Below are 17,270 nucleotides of genomic sequence, written 5' to 3' on the forward strand. Positions count from 1 at the left end.
GATGTATCAGCCCGCTGGTGGGTTTCGCGCGGCAGGGCAGCTGGCTGGTGAGAAGCGCGCGGCCTGGCCAGGCGTGCTAGACCTGCTTATTGTTCGTCTTTGATGGCTGCTTCGCAGAGCAACCGGGCCCCGCCAATAATAAGAACAGCAACCACGAGGCTGAGGAGGAAGCTGAGGACTCCGGCGAGCGCAACCGTGGTGGGAGTGTATTCACCGAAAACGCTAATCATCGCGAAAAGCGAGACGAGCACATGGCAGCCGGCCACGATAAAGGCGAGGATCATGATGATCGGCGCGATAGAACGCGCTACCCGAGTGGAGAAGTTCGTGGAGAACAGCGCCGCGAAACCAGAAGGGTTGTGCGGCTGCTGGGGCTGCGGCGGGTAGCCGTAGCCCGGCGCTGAGTAAGCTGACGGTGCCCACTGGCCCTGCTGCGGGGCGGGGATATAGGGCTGGCCCTGCGCCTGATTCTGCTGGCTCTGCTGATTCTGCTGGTCAAAGCCCTGCTGGTAGGACTGCTGTTCCGGCTGGGCGCTCTGCTGACCATAACCGGGGTTATTATCAGGGAACTGGTTATTCTGTTCGCTCATGAGTATTCCTTCCGTAACGAGCGATGGCCACGACGCGATCATGACCCGAGGCACTTCACACTTAAAATACCAAGAAAGTGGAAACGCGCGTATTCATCTCACTACCCGCCGGAGGCGGGTAGGTACCAACTAAGCGTAGCTATTCGTAGCGGCCACCGCGAATAGGACAGATCCAGCACGGGACCTGAGGGCGGGCCGAGGGATAGGGCTACCTGGACATCTTCTGGCAGTATCTCATTCATACCTGAATGATGGCATGAGGTTACGACAGAAAAATCTTGAGGTAGCCATCCCCCCGGCCCGCTACGTTCCGGATCGGCGCCGCACTACGGATATCACCGCAGTGTCCTACGCTCCGACCTTCTCCAGTTCTTCGCTATCCAGCTTCGGAGAGGCACTTACGGTACCCTGGCGCGCCCGCCGCGAGAAGGGGTGGATATCCCCCACGATCACATCGTGGCGCTTGGGGAAGAGGAAGTACTTCGAAGCGAGGTTGGCAAAGGTCGCGAACATTTCCCGCCCGGACTGGAGCTGCTGGATATGCAAGGCATTCCACATGAGCCAGGAGAACTTCCCGGTAATGGCCGGCAGATGCGGAATTTCGGTCACCGCGAAACCAACGCCCACGGTGGCCATGGTGCCCTTGTCGAAGTACTCGAAAGGCTCGGTTTCCCTGCCCGCCAGGTTATTGGAGATGACCTTGGCGATATGCCGCCCGCCCTGGATAGCAGGTTGGGCCAGCTGCGGAAGCCCGCGTTCGCCACTCACAGCAACGTCGCCGGCAGCGAAAACGCCGTCGACCCCTTCCACCTGGAAGTGTTCGTTCACCTGGATGCGCCCGCGCGCACCTTGCGGCACGCTCCATTCCTTGACCTCGGGCGGAACCCCCACCCCGGAGGACCAAACGATCAGCGAGGCGTCAATCCACTCTTCTTCTTCCGTCTTGGTGTTCTTCACCAGGATACGGTTGTCCTCCACCGCGGAAACGGCCTGGTTGAGGAGCACTTTCACGCCGCGATCTTCGAGAGCGCGGTGGGCGGCGTTACGGCTCTTCTCATCGAAAGGCCCGAGGACCGTGGGTGCCATATCCACGAGGATGATCTCAAATTGCTCGGTATCGATGCTGGGATAGAGCGTCTCGAAATCGAAATTGCGCAGTTCGGCAATGGCGCCGGCGGTTTCCACGCCGGTGGGGCCCGCCCCGCACACAACAACCCGGAATGGCCCGGCATTTTCGGCGGCGTCCATGCCGTCCAGCAGCCCGTAAAGCCGGTCGCGTACTTGAAGCGCTTCATCGCGTGTGTACATCGGCAAGGTGTGCTCCGCGGCGCCCTTAATACCGAAGTAAGCAGCGCTCACACCGGTGGCGAGGACGAGGTAGTCATAAGCCATCGTGCGCTCGTCATCGAGCTCGATGATTTTATTATCCGTATCCACGTGCTGGAGCTCCCCGAGCACGAAACGCAGATTCTTCTGCTTGCTCCGCAATGCACGCAGGTTGTAGGTAATATCCCCCGCGTTGAGCGCGCCCGAAGCCACTTGGAAAAGCAGCGGCTTGAACGTGGTGTACGGATTCTTATCAATGAGCGTTACCCGCACGGGTGCCTCGCGAAGGCCACGTGCCGCTTGGATACCGGCAAAGCCACCTCCGACGATGACCACATGCGGTAACGCACTTCCTTTAATATTGTGACTCATACCCCATAACATAGTGGATATGTGAGCTAGTTTCCAATACTTCACTTACGCGCAAAATAGTGACACTCAGCAAATATCACCGCAGCACAGCCGCCACCAGATCGGCAACCGGCGCGGGACCCGCGGGGAGGATCCAGCGAGCCGCGGCCGTAGTTTCGGCGCTGGCCTGCGGCATTGCACAGCTCAGCGCGATTTCACGCATCCAGGGAATGTCATTGGCGGAGTCCCCCACCCCTAAAGTGTGTGCCGCGTCCAGCCCGCGCGCCCGCAGCGCCAGCTCAATTCCCTCCCACTTGGTCACCCCGGGAGCCACCACATCAACAAAATTCGCGTGCCCACGCACCGCCCCGGGGAACGCCTCCTGCCAGAGTCCACGAAGCCGGTCCAGTTCAGTTTCGGTTCCGGAGAAGGAGAGTTTCGTGATGGTATCGGCCGCAAGGCCGGCGACGTCGCCGCGGAGCGGTTCCCACCCCGCGGAAGCGTTGCAAATAACGTCCTCATACAGGGGCGCCCCAAAACTTTGTACGACGACGCTCTCGCTGCCATTGACGACTATGCCGAGGCGGTGGTCCTCCGCGAAGCGGATGGCGCGCGCATAGGCAGCGGTGCCGAGCGGGTGGCGGCGCACTACCGCGTGCCCGTCCCAGACGATGGAGCCGCCTTCAGCCACCACCCATCCGGGTACCCCGGCTTCCGTGAGGATATCGGCCGCCCCGGCGATGATACGCCCGGTCGCCAGGGTAATCGGGATGCCGGCGGCGTGGAGCTGTTGCAGGGCGCGGATATTTTCCGGGAGTACCCGCGAGCTAGCGTCCGTGAGGGTGCCGTCCACGTCAAAAAGCACATTCGTGGGACGGGCGAATTCGCGTTCGCGATAGATGATGTGCTCGGAGGCGTCCACTACTCCCAGCTGATGGCGAATCTTCATTTTTCGTTATCCCTGTGTGCCTCACAAGAAGCTACTTCCCCGCTTAGGAAAACTCGCAGATTTTTTCGAAGTTTACGCTCTCCAAATACACGAAGCCCGCTCATTTCGCTGACTCGTTGCACTTTGTACCACGAGTCGGAACCCAGAATAAGGAGCAATTCACAACCGACAATCCCATATGAACTAATAAGCTTGCGAAGCGCTTTCACTCCAGCATCGATCTCCCCGCTCTTACACTCGATCCAATACATGGACGATTCGCTAAGAATGAGGCAATCAATTTCACGAATAGTACCATCCGGAAAACGAAGCTCCACATTGGGGTAGGAACGTATCTGAGCCCCGGTTGTCTGGCGGATATCAGCAATAACATCCCTGATGAGGAAAACTACCCACCTTTCGAACCATCCACCGTTGAAGAATTGGTAGTAAGTGCCGTCTGCGGCAACGCTGACCGTTATTAGCTTTGCTTCGTTGTCGTAGCTGTAGGCTTCGAACACTCCCAAGTTATAGAGAACTGCACAGAACTGAGTAAGGGTGCTCTGTTGAATTCTCGCGAAGCGCTCGATATGAAGATCAAAACTGCGGTCAGAAGCATTCAAGTTATGCATCGCGGAGAGTAGAGGTTTCAGCATGTTACCCCGAGTTCCAATATAGACCGCTATGTATTCAAGTAAACCATCATATCCGCGCACCTCGTGCATACGTTGCAGTTCCAGGCCCCGCTCTCGGAGGGATTCTTTCAACCAACCAATATCCGGAGCCGAAAGCCCCGAACGTAGGAGGAGGCGCCGATTTTCCCGTAAGGCTAAATAATGGCTTTTCTCGGTTACATAGGTTTTAGGCAAAAGTAGTGTCTCAAGTAAATCGATGCGTTGCTCGAGCTCAGTTAATTTTTGGCGGGGACGGATATAGGCATCAAGATACTTTTTACACTGACTGAACAACCGCCACACGTGACCACCCTCAACTTATCAATTAGTTCATTCAATCCTAAAAGATACCTAGTAATCTTAGAGGGGTTGTGGCGACCCTTGTGTAATGAAACCTGGTGGAGCTAAGGGGATTCGAACCCCTGACCTCTTCCATGCCATGGAAGCGCGCTACCAACTGCGCCATAGCCCCAAGCGACTTATAGAACTTTAGTCGGAGAAGAAACGCTTGGCAAATCAGAACCGAATTTTGTGTCGAGCATCGCATTCTTGCAGGTGAGTGCTTAGCCTTCCGGCCCTTCGACCTCAAAGTTTTTCACCGGATCGTGCTCATCGGCGAGGAAACGGTTGAAGCCGGTAAGGCGCCATTGCGACTCCGCATTCTTACGCCGCTGCAGCATGGCCCAGTGGCAGTTATCCAAGCCGCCCAGGCCTTGCCATTGTGCCCCGCACCCAAGGAGTACCCCGAGTCCGCAGGTGATCGCCGCGCCGTGCGCGGTTACCACCAGCAGGCCACCGTCCATATCCGCGCTGGCTTCGCTAATCGCGGCGGCCACGCGTGCGCCCACGTGTTCCTTTGTTTCCACACCGACACCTACGGGTTCCTCCCCCGCCCGCCACTGCGCGAATTCGCGCGGGTAGCGTTCGGCAATCTCGGTGCGGGTCAGGCCCTCGAAAAGTCCGAAACAGCGTTCTTCTAGACGCGTATCGGTTGCCACCTCGAGGCCTACCAGCTTGGCGGCCTCGAGAGCGGTGGCATAGGCGCGCTGCAGCGGGGACGCCACGAAGCGGGCCGGGCCGGCAGCGGCGATATAGGGAGCCACGTAACGTGCCTGGCCCAGGCCTACCGCATTGAGAGGGATATCTGTGGAGCCCTGGATTCGCCAGGCCAGGTTGTAATCAGTTTGCCCGTGGCGCCAGAGCAGGATGCGATCTGCACTCATGCATCTACCTCAGCGGTACCGACCGCCTCAGAGTCCCTGGAGTCCCCGGGTTCCCCTTGTTCCTCGGATTCCGCAGCAACCTCCGGCACCGCGGGCACCTGCGCTCCGGTAATAACAGCTTCATCATCTAGCTGAAGATCCACATGCGGGCAATCGGCCCACAGGCGCGCGAGGGCGTAATCATCACGGTCCTCATCGCGCTGAATATGCACGATGAGTTCGCCGTAATCCAGGAGCACCCAGCGCGGGTCGAAGGTGAGTCCTTCGCGGCGCAAGCGCTGCCCGCCGGCTTCGTCGAGTTTCTCCTCCACGCGATCCACGATGGCGCGCACTTTCGGCTCCGAATCACCGGAAATAATAAGGAAAACATCGGAAATGCCGAAACGCTCACCAACGTCGAGAGCTTCAATCGATGTTGCTTTCACCTCTGCCGCTGCTGCGGCTCCAATACGGGCGAGCTCAATCGCGCGGTCCGAAGCTGTCACAAGATCTCCTTGATATCGGGGGTAATGCTGGATGCCACAAGATCACCAGGCGCGGCCTGCGCGCCGTGCTGGAGGAAGAAGAACCCGATAACCAGGCCAAGCACCACGCTAATTACAATGAGCAGCAGCATGGTCATCGTCCAGCGGCGCGGGGAGGATTCGTCGTCAAGTTCATCTTCGTCTACATATTCGTGCGCGAGCGGATCCGGCTGCGCCGCGGGAACGGAAGCGGGCGGGAACGGCGCTGCGGCGTCGTTCCCGGTATTTTCGACCACCGCCGGCACCGGCTCCTGCTCCGTAACCGAGGCACGCAAAGCATCGCTTTGGGTGCGAGCAAGCAAACGTTCGCGCAGGCTGCCGCCTTCGGAAAACTCCGCTGCCGCTTCCGGTTCCGGAGCAGGCTCGGAAGCCGATACCGATTCCGGGGCCACTTGCGAGGCAGGGACCACCGCGGCAGCTGCTGCCGAAGCCGCAAACGGCGGCATGAGCGAGTGTTCTTCTTCGCCAATACTTGCCTCGGTATCGGCTTCGAAACGGTCAAAAACGGAGATGCGCTCCCCCGCGGGCGCGGATTCTTCAAGGATCGCGCGGGGTTTGGCCGCGCTCACAGGTTCGTATGCCTGGGTGGGAGCGCCCTCGTCTTCCGCCAGCGGTGCCACCATTTCAGCTACGTCAGCACCTTCAGCCGCTTCTGAAAATTCAGCCGCTTCTGAAACTTCAGCCGCCCCAGCTGCCTCAACCGCTTCGGCACGCTCGGCCAGAATGGCGCGCCGCCGCGTTGCCCGCACCACCGGAATATCCCGGGTGCGCCGCAATTCTTCTACCGGCGAAGCTTCGCCTTCTTCGAGAGGTTTTAGGAGTCCGCGCTCGCGCATCTCGCTGCGTGTGAGGCGCCGCCCGCCCTCGCTCATTTCTTCTCCTCTCGGCACGACTGTCCTTTGTCAAGTTTACCCGGTGCCTCGCGCTGGGCATAAAGTTTGTATTTTCTAATGTGCTGCACCACGCCTTCGGGCACCAAATACCAGATGGGCTCGTGGGCCTTCACCCGCTCGCGCACATCCGTGGAAGAAATCGCCATGGCGGGAACCTCCACAATTTCCACGGCGTGTTTAGGAAGCGCGGATACGTCAATATTGTGCCCGGGGCGCGTTACCCCGATGAAACGCGCCATCCCCCACAGTTCCTCGGCGTTCTTCCAGCGCAAAATCTCCGGAATAACATCCGCTCCGGTAATGAAGTACAGATCCGCATCCGGGTAGACCTCACGCAAATCCCGCAGGGTATCCACGGTGTAGGTCAGGCCGCGCCGCTCAATATCCACCCGCGATACCGTAAAGCGAGTATTCGAGGCGGTGGCGATAACCGCCATGAGGTAGCGGTGTTCGGCCGGGCTCACGTGCTGCCCCTGCTTGAAAGCCGGGCGGCCGGTGGGCACAAAAACCACCTCGTCCAGCCCGAAACGATGCTGCACTTCCGAGGCTGCCACCAGGTGACCGTGGTGAATCGGGTCGAAAGTTCCGCCCATCACCCCGATCCGCCGACGCCGGTGCTTGCGTTCGTCGAAAGGAATTTGCACCGGTTCGTCTTTATCGGACATGCCCCTCGCCCTCTGCAATCCACGTCGTCGTGGTCATTTCTTCCAGACCCATGGGCCCGCGCGCATGCAATTTTTGGGTGGAAATACCAATTTCCGCGCCCAACCCAAATTCGCCACCGTCCGTGAAACGCGTCGAGGCATTAACCATGACCGCCGCGCAATCCACCTCGGAGGTGAAACGATTAATGGCACGCTGATCCTCGGCCACAATAGCTTCGGTATGGCCGCTGGAATAGCGGGCAATATGCGCGAGCGCCGCCTCAAGATCAGGCACCACCCCGACGGCCATCTCCAGCGCCAAATATTCCGTTTCCCAATCTTCTTCCGTTGCAGCCTGCGTGGGAATATCCCCCGCGAAGCTCTGCGCGGCCGCATCGCAATGCAAGGTCACGCCGCGCTCATGAAGTTCGCGCAGAATCCGCGGCATAAATTCCGGTGCGATATCCGCGTGGACCAGAAGCGTTTCGGCCGCATTGCAGACGCTCGGCCGATGCGTTTTCGAATTAACGACGACGGCGCTAGCCCGCTCCACATCCGCGCTGGCATCCACGTACACATGATTATTTCCCACCCCGGTTTCGATCACGGGGACCAGGGATTCACGCACGACCGTCTGAATAAGGCCGGCGCCCCCGCGCGGAATAACAAGGTCCACCAGGCCGCGTAATTTCATCAGTTCGACGGCACCTGCGCGCCCGAAAGCATCAATGGTCTGCACACAGTCGGCCGGGAACCCGGCCTCCGTTACCGCCTGGCGCATGAGTTCGACCAGCACTTCGTTGGTGCGGATGGCGGCGCTCCCCCCGCGCAAAATCACCGCGGATCCGGCTTTGAGGGCCAGGGTGGCCGCATCGACCGTGACATTGGGCCGGGCTTCATAAATCATCCCGATCACACCCATGGGCACCCGCACTTGCCGCAAACGCATCCCGTTAGCTAAGCGCGAACCGCGTACCACTTCGCCCACCGGATCAGCCAAGCCCACCACGTGTTCTACCGCCTGGGCAATCCCTTCGATGCGCTCGGCAGTCAGGAGGAGGCGATCAATCATGCCCGGGGAAAGCCGGCTTTCTTCCCGGGCTACATCCTGGGCATTCGCCTCCACAATACGAGCGGTTTCGCTGCGCAAAATCGCGGCGATACGGCGAAGGGCGTCATTTTTTGACGTGGTTTGCGCCCCCCGCAAAGAACGCGCCGCCTGGCGCGCGCGGCGGGCCACATCAGCCACGCCCTCGGTTAACGTTGCGGTCATAGTCTCTACTTTAGGCCAGGAAGGCGCCCGTTACCGAATAGGAAAAGCCGATGGACGCAACGGGCTGGCTGCCGCTTCGCTTATACAGCACGCGGCCACTCGTATATATTCGGTCCATCTCATGGGAATAGCGCTCACGCTTGGCGCGTTGCAGGTAGCGAGATTTCCACTAACTCGAGGAGAACCATGGCAACCGTTACTGTCACCGCGGAGAACTTCAACGATACCGTGCACGAAGGCATTGTCCTGCTGGATTTCTGGGCGAGCTGGTGCGGTCCGTGCCGTGCTTTCAGCCCTATTTACGAGAAGGCTTCTGAAAAGCACCCCGATATTACTTTCGGCAAGGTAAGCACCGAAGATAGCCCGGAGCTCGCCGCGCATTTCCAGATTCAGGCGATTCCCACCATTATGGCTTTCCGGGATGGCATCCGCGTCTTTGAGCAGGCCGGGGCACTGCCGGCCGGCCCGCTGGAGGATCTCATCGGGCAGGTCAAGGAGCTGGATATGGATGAGATTCGCGCTCGTCTTGCCGCTCACGAAGCTGAGGAATCCGCGAAGCAGGCTGAGTAAGCACGATAGCTGGCCGCTAAGTAGCGAGGGGCGAACTGGTCGATTCCAGTTCGCCCCTCGTGGTGTTCGGGGAACTCCGCTATTCCCGGGAAGTCCCGCTAGTGTCAAGAGGCCCCGTTATTGTCGGGAAATCCCATTGATCCCCGTATAGCTTAGGAAATCTCTGCCCGGCCGAAGAGGACCGGGAGTACTCCGCGCACCAGCGAAGCTAAATCGGTGCGGATGGAGGTGGGCCGGTAAATAATGCCATCTGCCGCGCCCATGCCCAGCCAGGATTCGGTGGTATCCGCGACATCGTATACGGTGCCAACCACGTGGGCGCTGCGGGAGAAGTCCGGGCCGCCCAGGGCTTGGACCAGGAAGAGGCGCTCGCGGGCCGCGGTGCGGGTAGCCGAAATAATAACGGTCATATCGAGGAGGACCTGCAAGTCGGTATCGTATTCTTCCGCTGCTGTACGCAAAGCGAAACGAGCTTCCCGGGCGCGGTGCGCATCCGGAGCAGAAAGGCGCATCATCGGGGAAATACCGCAGATCGCACGCAGATTCAGATTTGGGACATCTTCGGCGCGCACGTGCGGCATGAGGCGCACCCCGGCCGCAATAGCATTTTCCACGTCGCTGCGCAGGGCCGCGAGATCGGTAGCCGGAGTAATAGGCAAGCTCACCAGAGCCGGAGTATCAGAAGTATCTTGTTGGGTTCTGGCGACCGCTTCGCGCAAGGCCTGGGAGGTAGCAGGAACTTCCACCGCGATATCACCGCGGGCCCGCGGCCCTAAGCGGCTTGCAGTCTCCATTGCGGAGGCAACCCGGGAACCGGGAAGCACAAATTCCCCGGAGAACTGGACAAAATCGAGTCCGCCTTTCCAGGCCGCATCAGCGCAGGAGGCCAGGTGGGCGATGGAAGCCCCGTGGGCTGGGCGCGCAGCTGCTCCGTCGCCACACAAACTCTCCCCGCCGCCGAGCGCCGAGAGATCGACTCCTAAAAATGTTTCTCTTAAAACTTCCTCATTCGTGGTTGTGCACAGGGTGGTCAATTGGATGGTCATTAGTACTCACTATCAGGACGAAGACGGGCAGAGGGGGCACTGGCCGGCGCAAGAAGGCGCGCGCTCATAAAGTGGTGATGCCAGCGGCGCCAATGCGCCTTGGTAATTCGATAGTCGGCAAGCATGCTAGAGGTGACATCCTGGAGCGTGACAAACTGCGACATCGAATTCTCCGTTCTTCGTCGGCTCGGGTAGTTCCGAGCGATTGCGAGGGTGCTATATAAGCACTTGCGATAACGCTAGATCTTTATTGTCCAATAGGCAAGACGAACACGAGGGTTCTTTGCGCAAGTCACTATTCAATTATTCATATTACTATTCGATCACTGTGGTGCAATATTTCGCCAGATCGTGAGCAAACAACCTGATGACCAGCCCAAATAATAATTCCCGGCTGCGCGCGCCGTGAAATTTTATGCAGCTTCCACATAGTTACAGGTCCGTAAAGTAAGGCGAAACACAGAATTGCCCACGCGTTGCGCGCGCCACCGGCTCAGTATTGAAGCACGCCCACCGCCGAATGCACGCTCGTTGCGGAACACGCGCGTCCGCTACGTACGGCACCGCGGAAAGAACGCCCCTATGAACCGAGCAGCACAATATCGTTCGCGTGCACCACCGGCTTCTTGCCACGCGCCCGGGTGCTGCCCACCAGCTCAATGAGTTCCTCGACGCTGTAGGCGCTCAGGCCCCGGGCGATAACCTCGCCGTGCCCATCGCATAATTCCACGATGTCCCCGGCGGCGAATCGGCCCGAGATCCCGATGACTCCCACCGGGAGCAGGGATGCGTGGTTGCCGGTGATGGCCGCGACGGCGCCGTCGTCCAAAGTAACCCGGCCGCGGGCCCGCGCCGCAAATTCCATCCAGCGCCCGCGCGCGGATACGTGCCTGGTGCTCGGCACGAACCAAGTTCCCACGTTATCGCCGGCCACGGCGCGCTGCACGTTATCGACATGGGTGAGAATCACACCGACCCCGCCCGAGGTGGCTAACTCGGCAGCCGCTACTTTAGTGCGCATTCCTCCGGTTCCCACCGCCGAGCCGCGCCCGGTAATCCGCAGTCCCGCCAGGTCATCTTCGCTGGTCACCTCGGTAATACGGGTGGCACCCGGTTCGCTGGGTGGTTTGGTGTACAGGCCATCCACATCGGTGAGCAAAATTAGGGTGCCGGCTCCCACCAGGTGGGCGGTAAGCGCAGCTAACCGGTCATTGTCACCGAAGCGCAATTCGTCGGTGGCAACGGCGTCGTTCTCATTAACAATCGGAACCACCCGTAAACGCAAGAGCGTGCGCATGGCCGTGAGCGCATTGGCGTAGTGGCGCCGGTTGGTGACGTCGGAGGCGGTGAGGAGCACCTGGCCTACGCTGATATCGTGCGCTTCGAAACGTTCTTCGTAAGCGGCCATGAGGCGGGATTGGCCCACCATGGCCGCGGCCTGCTTTTCCCGCAGGGAACGCGGGCGGCCCAATTTGAGCGGGCCGATGCCAGCCGCCACCGCGCCGGAGGATACCAGCACCACATCTACCCCGCGGGCGTGCACCTCCGCGATGGTATTAACAAGAAGATCGAGGGTTTCCTGGTGCAGGGCACCGTCCGGCCCCGTCAAGGAGGAGGAACCAACTTTGATGACTATTCGACGGGAGTTCTCAAGGCAGTCACGCCGGGTCAGCGGGGCGGATGAGGTACCGGACACGAGTCACTCTTTCTTATCTGATGCTTCGGGACACCGCAGGATAGTTTAGTCCCCTTCCGGGGTGCCTGCCTGCGGGTCCGTCCATATGCCGGCCTCCCGCTCGGAACGCAATTCCTGCCGGGCTTCCTCTTTGGCATCCATACGCTCGTAAAAATCGGCGCGCTTTTCGCGGCGAGTGGGGCGCGAACGTTCGGCTTCCACCCGGATATCCCGCCCGCGCGGCCCGTAAATTTCGGCGACGGCGGCAACGGTCGGTTCCCAATCGAAAACGAAGCCGGTCTGCGGCGGACCAATAACCACCATATCGCCCGGCACCGCGCCCAGGCGAGCCAGTTCATCTTCAATGCCCAGGCGGTGGAGGCGCTCGCCGAGGTAGCCGACCGCTTCATCGTTGGCGAAGTCCGTTTGCCCTACCCAGCGTTCGGGCTGGCGCCCGCGTACATTCCAGAACTCCTGCATGCCGTCGCGCCGCTTGACGATGGTGAAACGGTCATCGCGTTCGCGAGTGAGATGCAGCACCGGGCGCACCGTTTCGGTAACCTCACGATTCGCCTTCTCTTCGCGCACCACCCGCGCCAGGTAGAAGGAAAGCTCGCGTAGGCCTTCGTGGCTGGCGGTGGAAATAGCGAAAACATCCAGGCCGCGTTCGCGCAGCTCCGGGGTCACAAATTCGGCGAGTTCCCGCGCGTCCGGAACGTCGATTTTATTGAGAATAACCACCCGCGAGCGCTCGGTGAGGGGAAGCTGGCCTTCGGTGGGCGGGATATTCGCCGCGTACCGGGCCAGTTCATGTTCCAGCGTGTCCAGATCGGTGAGCGGATCGCGCCCCGGTTCCAGGGTGGCGCAATCAATCACGTGAGCAATGACCGCGCAGCGCTCGATATGGCGGAGGAACTCCAGGCCGAGCCCGCGCCCTTCCGAAGCTCCGGGAATGAGGCCAGGCACATCGGCAATGGTGTAGCGTTCCTCCCCGGCGGTCACCACGCCGAGGTTCGGGACGAGGGTGGTGAAGGGATAGTCGGCGATTTTCGGGCGGGCCGCGGACATGGCCGCAATAAGGGAGGATTTCCCGGCGGAGGGGAAGCCCACCAGCGCCACATCGGCCACCGATTTCAATTCGAGAACAACATCGAGTTCCTCGCCGGCTTCCCCGAGCAGGGCGAAGCCGGGAGCCTTGCGCCGCGGGGAGGCCAGGGCAGCATTCCCCAGGCCGCCCACGCCGCCGCGCGCCACTTCGAAGGAATCCCCGGGATTCACCAGATCCGCGAGCACATCACCTTCGCTGTTCTTCACCACGGTTCCGGCGGGGACTTTGAGTACCAGGTCCGCGCCGTTCTTGCCGCGTTGGTTATCACCGGCGCCGGGCTGGCCGTTTTCGGCGCTGCGGTGCGGAGTGTGGTGGTAGTCCATGAGGGTGGATTCTTGGGAATCAACCTCAAAGATGATGGAGCCCCCGTGGCCGCCGTTGGCGCCGTCGGGCCCTCCGAGAGGCTTGTACTTCTCCCGGCGCACCGAAACGCACCCGTTTCCGCCGTTGCCGGCGCGCAGGTGCAAGGTCACTTTATCGACGAACGAGGCCACGTGTGCCCTCCCCTTTTCCTGTAGTGATAACGCGGTGCGGATGCGAAAAGCTGAACGCGCGTACCGCCGCAAACAGCCGAGCGCTGGTGCGACGAGCTGGGCTCCCCGAGCCGGGGCGCCGCAAAGAGCTGAGCGCCCGCACTCTGCCCGCGTTAACGAATGACGGGGTGGAGGTTGAATCCCCCACCCCTCATCATAGGTGCGTGCGGCGCTAGGGCCGCTCCGCCTTAAGCCTGGGCCACAACGTCAACGACCTTACGGTCGCGACGGGTAGCGAACTGAACCGTTCCGGCTGCGGTAGCGAACAGGGTGTCATCCTTGCCGCGCCCGACGTTATTGCCCGGATGGAACTTCGTGCCGCGCTGGCGAACCAGAATTTCACCGGCGGATACAACCTGACCGCCGTACCGCTTCACCCCGAGGCGCTGGGCATTGGAGTCGCGCCCGTTGCGCGAAGAAGAGGCGCCCTTCTTATGTGCCATCTGTCTACCTTCTTACTATCTCAAAACTAGCTGCTGACGCGGCAGATCCTACTGGATGCCGGTGACCTTGAGGCGGGTCAGGGGCTGACGATGCCCCTGGCGCTTCCGGTAACCCGTCTTGTTCTTGAACTTGATGATGGAGATCTTCGGTCCCTTTTCATCGCGCACAATTTCCGCGGTAACCTTCGCCGAAATGCCATCGGCAGCCGTGGTGATCTTATCCCCGTCAACGAGCATGATGGGTTCGAGTTCGACGGTATCGCCGACTTCACCTTCCATCCTGTCAACAACCACGACGGTTCCGACAGAAACCTTTTCCTGACGGCCCCCGGCCTTGACGATCGCGTACACCACGTTTGCTCCTGTTGATTACGGCTACTTTTCGCGCTGGACAGCGCACTTAAACGACTGAGTGCCTAAGCACCGACCATCTACTTTACTGCGTTGACCCGCTTTCTTACAAGTGAGACTGCGCATGAGACCGGCCGTGTCGCTATGGGATGCGCCACGTACCTTAGGTTCGCGGCGCATTCCACCACCTCGGTTTATCCTTGGGATTGCGCCGGGAAACTCAGGACTCCCGCCCCGGTTCCGGTGGAGATGGGCCCGGCGGAAACCACGGCGCGCCGCTTGGTACCCCCGCGCGTACCGTTAGCCGCTTCACTCGATCCGGTGTGGATAGAGGACGACGGCGACACCGTCTTTGCGTGGGCACTAGTCGATGCGGCCGCGTGCGTGGGGCTCACCACGCCGGAGGAGATAACCATGCCGGTCTTCCGCGCGGTGCCCGTGCTTGCAATGCCGGTTCCGGTGCTTGCGCTACCCGATCCAGTAGGTGCGCTACCCGATCCGCTAGATGCGCGGCCCGTGACAGCCGCATCCTTGGTGGTAGCGCTCGAGGTATCCGCGGTGGCTGCCGCGCTGCGCGAGGTACGACGACGCCGCGTAGCCGGCTGCTTCTCGGGCTTGTCCTGTTTATCTGACTTCTCCGACTTTTCAGGTTTCTCCGGCTTTTCCGACTTCTCCCGCTTCGCGGATTTCCGTGATTCAGCGGGCTTATCCGCTTGCTCCTGATTGTCCGCCTTCTCCTGGCTATCTTTCTGCTGCGCATCAGCATGCCCGGCAGCGGCGATGGAATTCATCATCTGCACAGCCGCCTCGCGCTGCGGCGCGGTAGCTTCCCGCCGCGCCTTGCGCTTGCGGGGCGCGTGGGGTTCTTCGTTTTCCTCCACCGGGTGATCATGAATAATATAGCCGCGCCCTTCGCAGGCTTCACAGACGGTAGAGAAGGCCTCCACGAGGCCCTGCCCCACGCGCTTGCGGGTCATCTGCACCAGGCCCAGGGAGGTCACTTCCGCCACCTGGTGGCGGGTGCGATCCCGCCCGAGGCACTCGATGAGCCGGCGCAGCACCAGGTCACGGTTGGATTCCAGGACCATATCAATAAAGTCAATAACCACAATCCCGCCGATATCGCGCAGCCGCAATTGCCGCACGATTTCCTCGGCCGCTTCCAAATTATTGCGGGTGACGGTTTCTTCCAGCGAACCACCCGATCCGGTGAACTTCCCGGTGTTCACGTCCACCACCGTCATGGCTTCGGTGCGGTCAATAACGAGGGTTCCGCCCGAGGGCAGCCACACCTTGCGATCAAAAGCCTTGGCGAGCTGCTCTTCCACCCGGTAGGCCTCGAAAATATCGCGGGAATCATCCCAGCGGCTCACCCGATCCATGAGTTCAGGGGACAGCTCTTCCACGTAGGTGGAAATCGTTTCCCAAGCATCCTCACCCTGCACGCGTAGGGAATCAAAATCTTCGTTGAAGATATCGCGGACCACCCGCACGGCGAGTTCCGGCTCGCTCTTGAGTACCTGCGGCGCGGTTTTCGCAGCCTTGGCCTTGCGCTGAATTTCCTTCCAACTCTTCGTCAGGCGATCCACGTCATCCTGGAGCTGTTCAGCGCTCGCCCCTTCGGCAGCGGTGCGCACAATAACGCCGTGATCTTCCGGCACAATTTCTTTAAGAAGCTTCTTGAGCCGCGAGCGTTCCGAATCGGGAAGCTTACGCGAAATACCGGTCATATCCCCACCGGGAACAAGAACAAGGTGCCGCCCGGCCAGGGTAACCTGGCTGGTCAGCCGCGCACCCTTGTGGCCAATAGGATCCTTGGTGACCTGCACCAGCACGGTATCCCCGGATTTCAGGGCCTGCTCGATACGGCGATTCTTTCCGGTAACGCCGGCGGCTTTCCAATCCACTTCCCCGGCGTAGAGGACCGCGTTGCGCCCCTTACCGATATCCACGAAAGCGGCTTCCATCGAGGGCAGCACATTTTGCACCCGCCCCAGGTACACATTGCCGACCATGGAAATCTGGGTATGCCGCGCCACATAATGCTCAACGAGCACATCATCTTCAAGCACCGCGATTTGGTTGAGACCATCGCGTTCACGCACGATCATGTCACGCTTGACCGATTCGCGCCGCGCCAGGTATTCCACTTCCGTAATGGAACCGCGCCGGCGCGCCGACCCCTCGCGGTTTTCGCGCCGGCGAGCCCGCTTGGCAGCCAGGCGAGTGGAGCCCCGGGGCGCTGCCACTTCATCATCGGAAGAAAGGCTACGACGACGCCTGCGGGTGGGCGCTACCGAAGTATCATCCGTGTCCTCGTGGTCGCCTTCTTCAGGGGCGGCGTCGTCGTTCTGAGAAACTCGAGGCGTGCGGGCGGAAGAATCATGTTCGCCACGTTCGCGCCGGCGGGTGCGCCGGGAGGAAGAATTATCGCCAGAATCAGAATCTGCGCCACTGGAGGAATCGTCATCAACGAGGTAGGTGACCCGGATGGCGTTGGCGGCGTCGGGTTCCTGGAAGAGCGGAATATCCGTATTAATACGGAAGCGCGGGATGTCTACCACTTCTTCTTCTGGTGTCGAAATAAAAAACGGGTTCGCCGCAGCCGCACTCACGGTGCCGTGCTCCGACGCGGTGGCTTCTTTCGCCATTCGTCTACACTTCCCGACAGGAGCGCACCCCGTATCCCGTGCGGGCCTGTCACCATTGCGGCCAATGCCGCGCAAGCATATCTACGTCCGAGGGCATATCCGGCGCTCACAATCTGCCGGCCAGGTTCTTCACTGCCTCAAACCACCGGGGCGATACGGTAGCACCCGGTACACTGGTATCGATTCTACATGAGGAGTCCTCGACCGGCGCTGGGAGGTTCCCGAGATCTCCGCGAAGCCGGCACCTCAGCTCAGCGCGCAACTTCCACCACATGAGCCCGGTCGGGACTTTCGTCCTTATTTTTGGACAGGTGTCGCTAAGCTGAGTGCCAGATTCCACATGCGCGCCGCGCCGGACAAAAGTCCCCCGCGTTCGATACCTCTTATTGCCGCTGCGGTGAGTAGGATCGAGGGTGAAAAAATGATCGCGCTGCTACGGGACCCCCGCAGCGCTCCACGCGCGATCA

Annotated in this window: 16 protein-coding genes and 1 tRNA gene; 1 reads left to right on the forward strand and 16 read right to left on the reverse strand. The window is 60.4% G+C overall.

The window, feature by feature from the left end; genetic code table 11:
- Positions 1 to 86: 86 nt before the first annotated feature.
- The 10 genes from ACRQEC_RS02135 to ACRQEC_RS02180 form a co-directional block, all read right to left on the reverse strand.
- A complete protein-coding gene (locus ACRQEC_RS02135; RefSeq protein ID WP_026429439.1) occupies positions 87 to 590 on the reverse strand; it encodes a DUF4282 domain-containing protein in 504 nt (167 codons plus the stop codon).
- Positions 591 to 938: 348 nt separating this feature from the next.
- On the reverse strand, positions 939 to 2,288 hold the full coding sequence (locus tag ACRQEC_RS02140; RefSeq protein ID WP_234984508.1) for an NAD(P)/FAD-dependent oxidoreductase: 1,350 nt from the start codon (positions 2,286 to 2,288) through the stop codon (positions 939 to 941).
- Positions 2,289 to 2,364: 76 nt separating this feature from the next.
- Positions 2,365 to 3,216 (reverse strand): HAD family hydrolase, encoded by an 852-nt coding sequence (locus tag ACRQEC_RS02145; RefSeq protein ID WP_435734846.1) that lies wholly within the window; start codon positions 3,214 to 3,216, stop codon positions 2,365 to 2,367.
- A complete protein-coding gene (locus ACRQEC_RS02150; RefSeq protein WP_284889069.1) occupies positions 3,213 to 4,172 on the reverse strand; it encodes a hypothetical protein in 960 nt (319 codons plus the stop codon). The genes ACRQEC_RS02145 and ACRQEC_RS02150 overlap by 4 nt, the downstream gene beginning before the upstream one ends.
- Before the next feature lie 93 nt (positions 4,173 to 4,265).
- Positions 4,266 to 4,341, reverse strand: a tRNA-Ala gene (locus ACRQEC_RS02155).
- 91 nt (positions 4,342 to 4,432) lie between these two features.
- Entirely contained in the window at positions 4,433 to 5,092 is a 660-nt protein-coding gene (locus ACRQEC_RS02160) for a histidine phosphatase family protein (RefSeq protein ID WP_087070869.1), read from the reverse strand.
- Positions 5,089 to 5,577, reverse strand: coding sequence for a ribosome silencing factor (rsfS, locus tag ACRQEC_RS02165; protein ID WP_087070870.1), 489 nt, complete (start codon positions 5,575 to 5,577; stop codon positions 5,089 to 5,091). Before rsfS ends, ACRQEC_RS02160 begins: the two co-directional genes overlap by 4 nt.
- Complete coding sequence (locus ACRQEC_RS02170) at positions 5,574 to 6,506, reverse strand: hypothetical protein (RefSeq protein ID WP_234984509.1); 933 nt, start codon at positions 6,504 to 6,506, stop codon at positions 5,574 to 5,576. Before ACRQEC_RS02170 ends, rsfS begins: the two co-directional genes overlap by 4 nt.
- Positions 6,485 to 7,174, reverse strand: coding sequence for a nicotinate-nucleotide adenylyltransferase (nadD, locus tag ACRQEC_RS02175; protein WP_035277256.1), 690 nt, complete (start codon positions 7,172 to 7,174; stop codon positions 6,485 to 6,487). Before nadD ends, ACRQEC_RS02170 begins: the two co-directional genes overlap by 22 nt.
- On the reverse strand, positions 7,164 to 8,426 hold the full coding sequence (locus ACRQEC_RS02180; protein WP_087070872.1) for a glutamate-5-semialdehyde dehydrogenase: 1,263 nt from the start codon (positions 8,424 to 8,426) through the stop codon (positions 7,164 to 7,166). Before ACRQEC_RS02180 ends, nadD begins: the two co-directional genes overlap by 11 nt.
- A 186-nt stretch (positions 8,427 to 8,612) precedes the next feature.
- Between ACRQEC_RS02180 and trxA the strand changes: the two genes are divergently transcribed.
- Positions 8,613 to 8,996: a thioredoxin gene (gene trxA / locus ACRQEC_RS02185; RefSeq protein WP_087070873.1), complete on the forward strand. Its 384-nt coding sequence runs from the start codon at positions 8,613 to 8,615 to the stop codon at positions 8,994 to 8,996.
- Positions 8,997 to 9,148: 152 nt separating this feature from the next.
- On the opposite strand, the gene ACRQEC_RS02190 is transcribed toward trxA, so the two are convergent.
- The 6 genes from ACRQEC_RS02190 to ACRQEC_RS02215 all read right to left on the reverse strand — a co-directional run bounded on the left by ACRQEC_RS02190 (position 9,149) and on the right by ACRQEC_RS02215 (position 16,803).
- Positions 9,149 to 10,042 carry a hypothetical protein gene (locus ACRQEC_RS02190; protein WP_026429449.1) on the reverse strand — a complete coding sequence of 298 codons (894 nt, stop codon included), beginning with the start codon at positions 10,040 to 10,042 and terminating at the stop codon, positions 9,149 to 9,151.
- A gap of 580 nt (positions 10,043 to 10,622) precedes the next feature.
- The gene (gene proB / locus ACRQEC_RS02195; RefSeq protein WP_284889070.1) at positions 10,623 to 11,738 is read right to left on the reverse strand and encodes a glutamate 5-kinase; all 1,116 of its coding nucleotides are present in this window, start codon (positions 11,736 to 11,738) and stop codon (positions 10,623 to 10,625) included.
- A gap of 45 nt (positions 11,739 to 11,783) precedes the next feature.
- Positions 11,784 to 13,319, reverse strand: a complete 1,536-nt coding sequence (obgE, locus tag ACRQEC_RS02200) for a GTPase ObgE (RefSeq protein WP_284883549.1) — start codon at positions 13,317 to 13,319, stop codon at positions 11,784 to 11,786.
- A gap of 227 nt (positions 13,320 to 13,546) precedes the next feature.
- Positions 13,547 to 13,801, reverse strand: a complete 255-nt coding sequence (gene rpmA, locus ACRQEC_RS02205) for a 50S ribosomal protein L27 (protein ID WP_026429451.1) — start codon at positions 13,799 to 13,801, stop codon at positions 13,547 to 13,549.
- A 48-nt stretch (positions 13,802 to 13,849) separates the two neighbouring features.
- Entirely contained in the window at positions 13,850 to 14,155 is a 306-nt protein-coding gene (rplU, locus tag ACRQEC_RS02210) for a 50S ribosomal protein L21 (RefSeq protein WP_016442902.1), read from the reverse strand.
- A gap of 191 nt (positions 14,156 to 14,346) precedes the next feature.
- Complete coding sequence (locus tag ACRQEC_RS02215; protein ID WP_284889071.1) at positions 14,347 to 16,803, reverse strand: Rne/Rng family ribonuclease; 2,457 nt, start codon at positions 16,801 to 16,803, stop codon at positions 14,347 to 14,349.
- Between the last annotated feature and the right edge of the window lie 467 nt (positions 16,804 to 17,270).

The organism is Actinotignum saccati (genome assembly GCF_051265055.1).
GTDB lineage: Bacteria > Actinomycetota > Actinomycetes > Actinomycetales > Actinomycetaceae > Actinotignum.